12 protein-coding genes are annotated in these 11,621 nt (G+C 36.4%); 6 read left to right on the top strand and 6 right to left on the bottom strand.

The window, feature by feature from the left end:
• From PHV30_10495 to PHV30_10505, 3 genes are all read left to right on the top strand, one after another.
• Positions 1 to 941 (top strand): HAMP domain-containing sensor histidine kinase (locus tag PHV30_10495; protein ID MDD5457441.1); only part of this gene is annotated, 941 nt, incomplete at its 5' end.
• Positions 938 to 1,327, top strand: a complete 390-nt coding sequence (locus tag PHV30_10500) for a response regulator transcription factor (GenBank protein MDD5457442.1) — start codon at positions 938 to 940, stop codon at positions 1,325 to 1,327. The genes PHV30_10495 and PHV30_10500, both read left to right, overlap by 4 nt.
• A complete protein-coding gene (locus PHV30_10505) occupies positions 1,320 to 1,730 on the top strand; it encodes a response regulator (GenBank protein MDD5457443.1) in 411 nt (136 codons plus the stop codon). Before PHV30_10500 ends, PHV30_10505 begins: the two co-directional genes overlap by 8 nt.
• On the opposite strand, the gene PHV30_10510 is transcribed toward PHV30_10505, so the two are convergent.
• From PHV30_10510 to PHV30_10530, 5 genes are read right to left on the bottom strand one after another with little or no spacing between them, the layout of a single operon-like run.
• Positions 1,727 to 2,851, bottom strand: a complete 1,125-nt coding sequence (locus PHV30_10510) for a hypothetical protein (protein MDD5457444.1) — start codon at positions 2,849 to 2,851, stop codon at positions 1,727 to 1,729. The genes PHV30_10505 and PHV30_10510 overlap by 4 nt on opposite strands.
• On the bottom strand, positions 2,844 to 3,515 hold the full coding sequence (locus PHV30_10515; protein MDD5457445.1) for an ABC transporter ATP-binding protein: 672 nt from the start codon (positions 3,513 to 3,515) through the stop codon (positions 2,844 to 2,846). Before PHV30_10515 ends, PHV30_10510 begins: the two co-directional genes overlap by 8 nt.
• Positions 3,516 to 3,527: 12 nt before the next feature.
• Positions 3,528 to 4,757, bottom strand: coding sequence for an ABC transporter permease (locus PHV30_10520; protein MDD5457446.1), 1,230 nt, complete (start codon positions 4,755 to 4,757; stop codon positions 3,528 to 3,530).
• The gene (locus tag PHV30_10525; GenBank protein ID MDD5457447.1) at positions 4,754 to 5,989 is read right to left on the bottom strand and encodes an FtsX-like permease family protein; all 1,236 of its coding nucleotides are present in this window, start codon (positions 5,987 to 5,989) and stop codon (positions 4,754 to 4,756) included. Before PHV30_10525 ends, PHV30_10520 begins: the two co-directional genes overlap by 4 nt.
• 1 nt (position 5,990) lies before the next feature.
• Positions 5,991 to 6,743 (bottom strand): outer membrane lipoprotein-sorting protein, encoded by a 753-nt coding sequence (locus tag PHV30_10530; protein MDD5457448.1) that lies wholly within the window; start codon positions 6,741 to 6,743, stop codon positions 5,991 to 5,993.
• 293 nt (positions 6,744 to 7,036) lie between these two features.
• Here PHV30_10530 and PHV30_10535 point away from each other — a divergent pair, with 293 nt between their 5' ends.
• The 3 genes from PHV30_10535 to PHV30_10545 are packed head-to-tail and all read left to right on the top strand — an operon-like array spanning position 7,037 to position 10,909.
• Complete coding sequence (locus tag PHV30_10535) at positions 7,037 to 7,894, top strand: hypothetical protein (protein MDD5457449.1); 858 nt, start codon at positions 7,037 to 7,039, stop codon at positions 7,892 to 7,894.
• Positions 7,895 to 7,923: 29 nt separating this feature from the next.
• Positions 7,924 to 10,134 carry a hypothetical protein gene (locus tag PHV30_10540; protein MDD5457450.1) on the top strand — a complete coding sequence of 737 codons (2,211 nt, stop codon included), beginning with the start codon at positions 7,924 to 7,926 and terminating at the stop codon, positions 10,132 to 10,134.
• A 25-nt stretch (positions 10,135 to 10,159) separates the two neighbouring features.
• Positions 10,160 to 10,909: a hypothetical protein gene (locus tag PHV30_10545; GenBank protein MDD5457451.1), complete on the top strand. Its 750-nt coding sequence runs from the start codon at positions 10,160 to 10,162 to the stop codon at positions 10,907 to 10,909.
• A 221-nt stretch (positions 10,910 to 11,130) separates the two neighbouring features.
• On the opposite strand, the gene PHV30_10550 is transcribed toward PHV30_10545, so the two are convergent.
• Positions 11,131 to 11,621, bottom strand: a 491-nt coding sequence (locus tag PHV30_10550; protein ID MDD5457452.1) for an Hsp20/alpha crystallin family protein, incomplete at its 5' end; no start/stop codon positions are given.

Genomic DNA, 11,621 nt, shown 5'->3' on the forward strand with positions numbered 1-11,621 from the left:
TAGAAAAAATCAGAGAAACAAAACCGCAGGTCATCCGAATTCTACTAACCGGTTACGCCGATATTAAAGCCGCGGAAGATGCCATAAACAAATCAGAGGTATTTCGTTTTATCAGCAAACCATGGAATGATGAAGAATTGCTTTTTACTATAAATGATGGAATAAAATTATACGATTTGAAAGAAGAAAACATCAAACTTTTAGAAGTTACTCAGAAACAAAATGAAGAGCTGAAAAAACTGGATAAATTAAAAGACGAATTTATTTCCAATGTCAGCCATGAACTGCGCACGCCCTTGAACTCAATGAACATGATTATGAGCAATATTAAAGTCGGTATTGCCGGCGATTATAATCAGTTCCCGGAAAAACTCAGGGAATATATGGAAATAATGGAACATAACAACAGCAGCCTAATGCTTCTGGTCAATGACCTGCTGGATATTTTTAAAATCAACTCTCCTGATTTTAAACTGGTGTACGAACTCGCCGACTTTAACGATATTATAAAAAAAGAACTGGATGATATGAAAATTCAATTTGAGACCAAAAATATTACCTTAGAAACCATACTCGGACAGTGTCCGAACCTGGAACTGGACCCGATGCGCATTCGGCAGGTTATTCGTAATCTGCTGTCCAATGCCTTGAAATTTACCAATTTTGAAGGTAAAGTTTCTGTTATAACCAGTTTTGAAGATAACACTATAACCTGCAAAATATCAGATACGGGCATCGGCATCGAACCGGATTTTTTAACGGTTATTTTCGAAAGGTTTAGGCAGGTTGTGGAAGAAGCCGAGGGCAAACCCACCGGCACAGGCCTGGGACTTTCTATTTGTCAAAAAATTATTGAACTGCACGGAGGTAAAATTTGGGCGGAAAGTGAATATAACAAAGGTAGCACTTTTATTTTCACTCTGCCTGTAAAAACACAATGATATTTACGAAAAAACAAAAACGTATCCTGATTATTGAAGATAATAAAGAAGCATCTTCTTTATTAAAAGACATGTTGCAAGCTGACGGGTACGACATTATACAGTCTTATGACGGTTCAAAAGGTGTAGAAATGGCCTTGCAGGAAATTCCAGATTTGATTATTTTAGATGTAATGCTGCCGGGTAAAGACGGATTTTCCGTCTGTTCAAATTTGAAATTCAAATTCAACAAAACAAAAAACATACCTGTAATCATGTTAACCGCAAGGCACGAAGATATTAGCAAAGATAAGGGCTTCATTGTGGGTGCCGATATTTACATGACCAAACCTTTCGACCCTGGCGAAATGTTAGCTAATGTAAAAAAACTGATTAACCATGGATAAAAGCAAATATATAATACTTATAGTTGAGGATGATAGCGGAACAAGAATGCTGCTCAGGGACAGACTGCGACATGAAGGATTCACAATAGAAACTGCCTCTAATGGTATTGAAGGTTTGGATAAAGCTATTAAACTGAAACCCGATATTGTTATTCTGGATGTAATGATGCCCGGGAAAAACGGTTATGTTGTATGTTCAGAGCTCAGAAAAAACCCAAAAACAAAAGAAATGTTTATTATTATGTTTACAGCGAAATCGATGATGAAAGATATGGAAGTGGGCTACAACGCTGGCGCAGACTATTATGTTCCCAAACCATTTGAGATGGACGACCTGTTGAAAAAAATAAAAATGTGTCTGAATAAAAAGATGCTGGACAAAATCTTCGACGACAAAAACTAGAAAAACATAGCTATTTGCAAAAAATAAGATCCTGAATATGTTGAAAATTCTGATCCGCTACTACCGTTGAATAAACTGGCCCCCAAATTTAATATTAAATTGTCGTTCAGACTTCGCGACAAAGTAAGTCCTGTAAAAAAACTGCTGTCCAGTATGTTTAAAACCCCGGTAGTGCTTATCGTAGACAGCGGATCAAACATATAACTAAGCATCACACCCAGATAATGACGCCCCAGATAGGGATTATCCGGAGTAAGAGTCGAGCTGTTATAATTTAGAATATTGTCTGCACCTGACCCATTATAATAATATTCCACTGCCAGACTTACCATATTGGGGAATCCATAATCAAAGCCCAGTATACCCCTTACATATAAATTGTTGTTCGCATAATCGTTAAAATAACCGATTTCACTGCGAACTTCCATACCTGTATTCAGCAAATTACCTTCCAATTCCAAACCGTTCATATTGAAACTGTCACTCATGATGTAAGAAAACGCCGCGTCAATATCGGAAAAATGACTCTTGTAACGTAACCCATATTTGTCTATAGCTCCAAAATTATCAAGATTGGTTAAAAGTTGTAAATAAGAAAGGTTGTCGCTATAGTACGTATAATTCAGTCCGAAAACTCCCAGCCTTTCTTCCTTTTCAATACTTAATGCGTTAACCGGATTAAAACGGTCGGTGGGATTCCATAAGCGACCGACTCCGAAAGGTATGCGCTGAATACCGAGGGTAAGATTATGCGGTCCGTTCTGCCAGGTGCCGTATAAACGGTAAAGATATAAACGGGCATTCAATTGTTGCCCGTCATTTAAATATAAATAAGGGTACAACGGTAAATTTAATTGTTGTTGTCTGGCTGCCAGATATGAGGCAGACTTTAAATATTGTTCGCCCATAAATGTTTCCAGATCAAAAATTCCCTTCCAGCTAAAAGTATCACTCTGTTCGTTTATTTCGGTGCGGAAACGATTATAATCATAAAAATATTGACCAGCTGTGTTATCTTTAACTGAAAATAAAAAATTTGTTTCGCTGTTGGAAAGTTCCAGTGAATGAGAAAATGCAAACAAAGTACATAAAACAAAAACCCGTATTAATCTTTTAAACAATTTTACCGTCCTTTAAAACAATTTGTTTTTTTGCTTTTTTCATAACCAGTGGATCATGTGTTGAAAATATGAAGGTTACTTTATCTTCTTCATTAAGTTTTTTCATAATTTCCAAAAGTTTTTCCGCGTTTATAGAATCAAGATTGGCTGTCGGTTCATCGGCAAGGATAAGTTTAGGTCTGCTCACTACAGCACGAGCCACGGCAACGCGCTGCTGCTGACCACCACTCATATCATTAGGTTTTTTATTCAGCAGATCACCTATTTCCAGTTCATCGGCTATCTTTTGTACCCGTTCCCTACGTTGTTTAGGGGAAACTTTTTGGAGCATCATTATGTATTCAATATTTTCGAAAGCGGTTAACACAGGTATCAGGTTATAAGCCTGAAAAATAAATCCGATATTATTCAACCGGATTTTGGCCAGTTGTTTTTCTTTGAGATGGGTAATATTTATCTCATTCAAAAAAACATGGCCGGAGGAAGGATTGTCCAAACCTCCCACGATATTCAATAAAGTGGTTTTGCCAGAACCTGAAGGCCCGGATATGGCAATAAAATCTCCTTCATTGATCTCCAGATTCACATTATTCAGCGCCTGCGTCTGCACATTTTTACCTTGGGTATAGATCTTATTTACATTTTCCATCCTGACAAAACTCATGTTTCTCACCTCCTATACAAATCTGATCGCTTCAACCGGTCTCAATTTTTTTAGTCTGCGAACCGGAATAATAGCCGATAAAAATGCCGTAAGATAAACAGCTATAAAAGCCACGATAAAATAAAAAGGATGTAGCTCCGCATATATAACCGAAGCCATTCCGTAAGAATTGAGGCCTGCGGCAAACATGCTTAGGTCCAGGCCATATGTTTTGTAATAAAGTAAAACAAAAAAACCTGCTATAGAACCGAATGCATAGCCGAATGTAGATAAAAGCACAGATTCCATATAAATAATTTTTTTAATGGTTGAGAATGGCGTTCCTACAGCGAGCATGATCCCGAATTCTTTGATCCTTTCCATAATGGAAATAAGAAGAATATTAAATAAACCGATGGCTACTGCCAAAAAAACAATAATATAACTGATATAAATAAAATAGGCGAACATCTTGTCAAAAAGAGCCAAACTGGGATAAATCTCATCCCAGGTAAACACTTCGATGTTTTCTCCGCTGGTTTGCAATTTCTGGCTAATGCTTTTTTTAACTGCTAAAATATTTTTTTTGTCGGCAAGCAGCAAGCTGAACTCCGACACCTGACCAGGCATCTGAAAAAGGTTCTGTACTACATTCAGGTCTAATAACACCGCTCCGTTGTCGATTTCCGGGTTATTAGTCCGGATTATTCCTTTTACCCTAAAGCTTGCCGCGACCAGTTCTTTGTTCATAGATTGCGCGTTGATAACTATTTTACCACCCACTTTAAGTTTAAGCTTGTCAGCAAGGTCCTGGCCAATAACCGCCGATCTGCTTTCTCCGTCAAAATCAAAAACACCCTCTACAACACCTTTTTTGTAGTTTATAAACTTTTGTTCCATTTCTTTGTTAACACCGATAATGGTCACTCCCTGTGACCCTCTGGCAGAAGAAGCCATACCCTCATTTTTTAACCTCATGGCAAAGGCTGTTATCTGGGGATCTTTTTGCAATATTTCGTATATCTTGGAAAACCCAAGATAGTCCGATAATAATTTGCTGTTACGATAACCTTTCTTATAAATTACTATGTCTCCGGTGCTGGACCTAAGCGTATCCGAAATCATCTGTTTGCCCATACCGTCATAAAGCCCGTGCGAGAAAATCATTGCGGCCAGGCCTACGCTGATCATAATAATAACCAAAACGGTGCGTGTCATTCTGCGCCAAAGATTCAGATAGGCTATTTTTATAATTGTTATCATATATAATTAATAGCCTCGATCGGCTTAAATCTGTTAACTTTATAAATCGGATACAGAGCCGCTACAATGTTCATGGCCAGCACAATAAAACACACCTTCAATACCAGCGCATAAGACACCAGGGTTGGGAAGTTAAAATCCATTATCCCCCACTTTTTATATTGATCGAGAATTTCCTTGGATACCTTAATTTCTATGGGATGGATATTAAAATAATAAATTAATAGCAAACCGATAATGCCTCCGATTATTACACTGATAAACCCTAATAGAAAAGATTCACCTATGATCATCCTGAAAATTTGGGATGGTTTTGTGCCGATGGCTTTTAAAACACCTATCTCTTTTGTTCTCTGGAAAATATTTATCAGGGAAAATATCATGATCACAAAGAAAACCACAACCAGCAAAATGCCATAGGATAAATAGCCGAAAGCCGAATCCATATTTACAAGCTGTACCAGGCTGGAAAGTATCGTTTGCCAGCTAACCGCGATATTTTTCTTAGTATCTAAGACCTTGTTTATTGCGGCAGTTAAATTATCAAGTTTATAAAGTTGCTTCTTTACCGGCATTATAACAATGGCACTGGCTGTGTTGTCGGATAAAAACTGAGAGTCCATATAATTTTTGTTAATAAAGGCAGCGTTAAAATCCAGTGCTGAGGCTGTATTAAATATACCTTTAACCGTCAAAATATCCGCAGCAGTAGAATAGTCCAGAGCCTGAGAGATAAATGTAAGTTTATCTCCAATCTGTATCTTTAATCTTTCGGCCATATCTTTACCTACCAAAACATCTGCTCCATCAGTGTCTTTAAGGAATCTCCCTTGAATAACAGATCTTTTTAATCTGGAGACATATTGTTCGGTAGAAGGCACAATGCCGATCAGAAGACCACCTATGGAATCGGACTGAGCTGAATACAACGCAAATGTTTCAAAGCGTTCCGAGCTATGTTTTATCCCGGGAACATGCTTAATTTTTTGTTTAACTTCCTGCAGGTTATAAACAAGGTGCTCGTAATCCGGATATTTCTGAAAATTCAGGCCCTGTATTTGAACATAGCCGGTATATGCCTCAATGGAATCACGGATCATTTTTTCATGCTGGCCGTCCTGCCAGGCTATAAAAAAAATAAGCAATACGGTCAAAAAAGCGCTTAAAAATATAGATATTAAGGAACGTCTTTTATTCACGATAATATTACGCCAGGCTATGAGTAAAAACATGCTACCTCGACATTTGCTTCAGAGCTTTGAAAGTAAAAATACCTTCAGGTATAGGGGTGGCAAAATCAATTTTGTCGAATTTCATCGTTGTTAGATTATCTTTCTTATCTTCAGATTTTGATTCCAGTGTCATGGTCAGCGGGAAATATCTGTCACTCAGCCGAACTATATCCCGATATTTAAACACACGGATCAAATTCCCGTCTTCATCGTAAAAATCTGCTTGCAGAGGAATGACAGTCTGTTTATCGATCGTCTGGATAATCTTGCCCCAGGTTACCGCGGCTTCTTTTTTTGGAATTGATTCTATCTTATAATACTTGTCATTTTCTTCCAGAAGCCGGTGATTATAATCTGTAGTCATAGAACTTTCCTTGACCAGATCGTCATTGGAAAAATCAGTACCCATCCAGGATTGCAGCATCATGGATGGAGGGAATTTTATAGTCTTTTCTATTTTCGGGATATACTGCCACATATCATTTTTTAACTTTAAAAAAGTAATTCCTTTATCTTTAAAAGGATAATCGATGCGGATAAAACTTCTATCTGTACCTTCAGACCAGGCGTCAAGCTTGATATTACGCTCCCATCGCGGATTTTTTACAGTAATTGTAATCTGCATATAACTGGATTTGCCGCGCATTTGATCATCCATCTTTTTGATAATAGAATCCGCTGGTTCCAGAGCTATTGAAAAAACAGTAATAAAAAGAAAAAAGATTGTTAAATTTTTTAAAGGGTAAGTGGCCATAAATTTGTCTCCCTTCATTATGTTTCGAAAACAATCAACAAAAGTATCTTTTTACTATACCCATTGGCTGGCAACGGGTCAATCATATTTTTTAAAACGTATAAAATATATATCAAAAAAATTACATGTTTAAAAAACATACTGATGTTGGATTAATATATATAGAGGTAGAAGCTCATCCCGCGATTTAAGTAAGGTCCCAATTTTATTATATTAAGCCAGCAATACTCTAAAGGTATATCTGTGTCTTTATGTAATTTCCGCAATCTATTTTTTAATAGGAGGGTAAAACTATGTATTCAAAAATTATAGCCGGTGTTTCATCAGGTGTTTCAAATAACTATGTATCAGGCATGCTGGATAAATATTATGGTCTGGTAGAGAGCATAACCAATATGGAAACTTACAATAATTCCTTATACAGCAAAAATTCTTCGTTCGTTAACGCCAAAATTTATGTAGGCAGTTATTCCGTTTCGAAGGAAGAACAATCGACTCTAAACTGGTTATCCGGCGAAATATATAAAGTAGAGGCCAGTCTGAAGGAAGCCAAAAAAGAATTACAAAGCCTGGAACCTTTAATAAATAAGCTAACAGTCAAAGAAAAACATCAATATTTGCTGGACCAGGTAAATCTGATTAATTCAGGATTAAAAAAAGAAGGATATAAACACACTAAAGTAGAAGTCAAATTTACAGCAAACAAAAATATAAAAATCAGCTATTTCAGTATGTATAACACTGTTCAACAAAAAGCTTACAAATCTGTGGACGATATAATCCCTGAACTCAGGATCATCCAAAATTTAATTAAATATGCTGACAGTAACAGAGACCCCAGGTACGGAAAATCTAATCTGGAAATGGCAACCGATAAATTGTACTCTCTTTCGCATTCTGAGGAGGAGGTTGATGAGGACGCGATACCTGCAGGATATACCAGCAGATATCAATACTATTACCAACAATCTCTGGATAAACAAATGGGGATAGGAGAACCTTTTGGGAGGAGCATGTTCGATATTCCTAGCCTGGAAGAACAAAATATAGCCGAAGCTGAATCCAAGAACAGAATATCCAGAGAAAATGGCGAACCCGAAATGTGGGAAGTAGTGAACGGAGAGATTAGGGAAATAGATATGGCTCATTAAGTATAAATTTCATTAGGAGGGAAAGTGTTATGTATAAAAAATTAATCGCTGATTCTTATAAAAATACAATACGACTTTCGGGTTATATAAAAAGTGATTTTTCAGTCCGAATGGAATATTCACATGAACAGGCATTGGCAGCTTTAGAAGAAAGGCAAATGTTATCTGAAAATATCGGATTAACTTCAGAGGCAAAAGAATTTATAAAAAATCTGGTTTTGAGCCAGAGAGGGCCGTGGTCTGTTCCCGGTCATGTTTCCGCAATAACAGAGGATCATGGAAAAATCACTGTCAAACATACCAATGGTGAACATTATTATTATTTACCCGTAACAATAGCGCAGAAAACATCTTTTATTAAAAACTCTGTTGAACAAAATCCGGGGTTAACTGAAAAAGCTAAACAGTTTATGAGAACAGCAATCCTGACCAGTCCGATTTTTTCAACAAAGAATAGAATATCTGACAAAACACTGATATCGCAGGCTGGTGGTACTATTACAGTTAAATGTGCAGATGAGCTTACAGCATTTTTTTATTTACCTGCTACTGTATTACAAAAAGAAAAATTTATAAAAAAATTCGTTGATCACAATGATGAGCTTTCAAAAAGAGGGAAGCGATTCATAAAAAATATTATCAAAAATGATGGTTTCTTTTCAATTGAAGAAAATCTGAATCTGATAACCGGAATTATCGAGATTAAAGGCAGGATTATACTTACTACGACAAGCTCGGTGAATCGTGATTTTAATATACCGGCATCCAAATTCGATCTAAAAAAATTTATCAAACAAAATATAAATAATAACCAGAAATTATCTGAAGAAGCCAAACAATTTATGCGAGATGTAGTGCAAAAAAACAGAGGTCCCTGGTCTATATTGGGCCATGTACAAAATATCTCTCAATCCGGCAATCAAATTATTGTCAAACATACCAATGGTGAACATTATTATTATTTACCTAAATCCCCAAAATCAAAAGAATCGCAAGCTGTAGTCCCGGGTATGATGTTAGTTGTTCTATCTAATCCGGATATCTCCAGACAAATGCCAACTGTCATGCATTTTAGTAAAAAAGAAATCTTAGATTTTTTTTCTGAAATAGTTGATAAATTAAGTGCTAATCCAGACGAAAAAGTTTCTAAGTCATTAACAATATGTGTAAAAAACCTACGCGAATCCAATATGGAACAGGTTGCCCAGAGGCTGAAAAGAGATTTTCAAAGATTAGATATGATATTTACTAACCAATTTATTAATAATTTACTGGACATGATTATTAATAAAAAAGGGCTATCCTTAAATATTCGACAGGATATTTTGAATATTTTAAGTAATGAGGGAAAAGGTAGTAGCAACAAATTAATAGCTGGCGTTGTTGATATTAATAAAACTGATACAAATGGTGCGCCACAAGAAGTAACCCCTGTCATTGCTAAAAAATCAGAAAAAGCTAAATTTACAGAAAAAGAATTGTTGGCCAAACCGATTAACCCTACATTTAATGAGTTCGCGTCAGAGGAAATGCTGAAAACCTATCCGTTTAAACAATTTTCCACTCTCGGCGAGGTTCTCGCAACCATGAGCCAAAAAGAAACTAAGGACCTCTTGGAAAAAATGACGTTGTTTCTGGTTCAATCCATTAACAAATTTACCGACCTGACCGAACCCGCGCTTATGCAAATGAGCGTCAGACTTACACCAAAAGAACAGGTAGTCCTGACCTGTCTGACTCATCAAGAAGGATGGAGACATTCTTCTGAGAAAGTGGAGGCACATTATCAGGCTCTGCAGGATTATTTGAAGAATAAATTATCCTCAGAGGTAAACGCTGATATCCCGGAAAAAGTAGAAAAAGAAACAGTATCTCAGAACTCAGCTGGAAAATCATTTAATGACTTCAACAGCTACAAAGCCAATTCCGGCGAACTTTCTGAAGAACAATTTAATCGGATTATGGCCCATCATTTCTCTCAGGAAGAATATGGGAAAGCTTTTAAAATATTATCTTCAGCGCTCAGAGAACTGCACGGAAAAAATACTCTGGATACTTTGCCGGACCACAGCGATGTTGAAATGGCGGCAAAAATCCTGGGAAGCCTGGAAGATACGGAACTCCCCAAGGACATGGACGGCCATATTCACCCCATGTGGATACTCACCGAGACAAATTTATTGCAGGGAAAATCCGCTGACAAAATTAATGAAATGCTTATGAAAAGTTTAGGGTTTTGAATAAAAAGTTAAGGAGGTAATGATCATGAATAAAAAAATAATAGCTATAGGAAAAAACATTAATGTTCTGAATCTTAATGCAAGTATTGGGAATATTCAAAAGGCTATAACTGAAAAGGAAAAAGTACTTAATAAACTGACAGCTGATTTGGAGATGTTTACAAGAAAAATTAAGGAAGAACAGGAAATATTGGATAACCTGACCGATAGCAGAGACAGGGCTCTTCGCAACATGTGGGATCCATATGAAGGTAAAAGTGGAGATTATAGTCAATATTGGGTTGATAAATGCTCAGATTTGTCTAAAAAATTAGCTGATGCGGAAAAAATACATTATCCCAATATAAAAAAATATCGAGAAAACATAAACGATCTTGCGCAACCAATAATTTTGACACAAATTGAGATCGCGCTATTAAGTAGAGCTATTTTACCGGATAGTTTTCTGAAAAAAGCTAAAGATTACTTCGCTTTAACCTCTCAGGGGCAGGAATTGGAAAAAAAACTTAAGGCATTTATTAATGAATCGGATAAAACGATTGCGTCAAAAGAATTGCAAAAACCTAAAGGTAATGAATACTACACAGAATGGTCCGAAACAAAAATAAAATTAAACAAAGTTGCTGTAAAAGTCAACGAAAGGTGGGAAGAATTAATAAAAGGCCTGGAAGTTACCGGTATAGACTTTAGTGAAATAATCCCGAGACCATCCGGATGGCTGGAGATTTATAATCCCCAACCCTTAGCTCATGATTTTCAACTCGAAACATACTAGAAAGGAGTTAAAAATGAATAAAATTATCGCGCTAAATAAAATAAAAAGAGCAGTCAAAGCCTGGGGCTAGGGATGTGTAAGTTCTAACTTGAATAACTTAATGAAACATACTGACGAAGGCAAAAGCCAGTGTCTACCGGTTACCGGGAATATTTTTTTAACGCACTACAAAGTTAGAGCGATTTAAAAAAGAAATCCCTTCATATATCCCCTCTTTTATTTCAACTTTTTACGAACTTAATTACAACTTTATTCTTTTCTCTGCTTATCTGCGCGGAAGCAGCATCTACTTTTTCGGGTACTGGAAATTGTCTGAGAAAATGCGAATAAGACCAGAGCTTCTCAGATTTTTTTTCTGCCCCATTTTCTTTAGCTAACTGCTCCTGTACTGTCCCCTCCAGAGAAATTATGTTTTCTTTTATTCCTACAGTTACATTTTTCGCGTCATAATCTTTGCTAAAGGTAATGACTAATATTTTATCTTTTGTTGTTTCTTCCTGTTTTATCTGATAATCCACATCCATTATGCCAAACTTGTCTCTGGACCAGGCATTGAACTGGTCATCAAACAAAGATTTTTGCAAATCGTTCTTGATAGCTTTGCGTAAAGCTTTTTGTTGACTAACCATTTCTTTAAACGGATCAGTGTTGCTGCCAAAGAAATCTTTATCAAATTTATTATTCAGAAAAACGTTGATTTCATTGTCCATAC

This window comes from Candidatus Margulisiibacteriota bacterium, from assembly GCA_028715625.1.
GTDB lineage: Bacteria > Margulisbacteria > Riflemargulisbacteria > GWF2-35-9 > GWF2-35-9 > JAQURL01.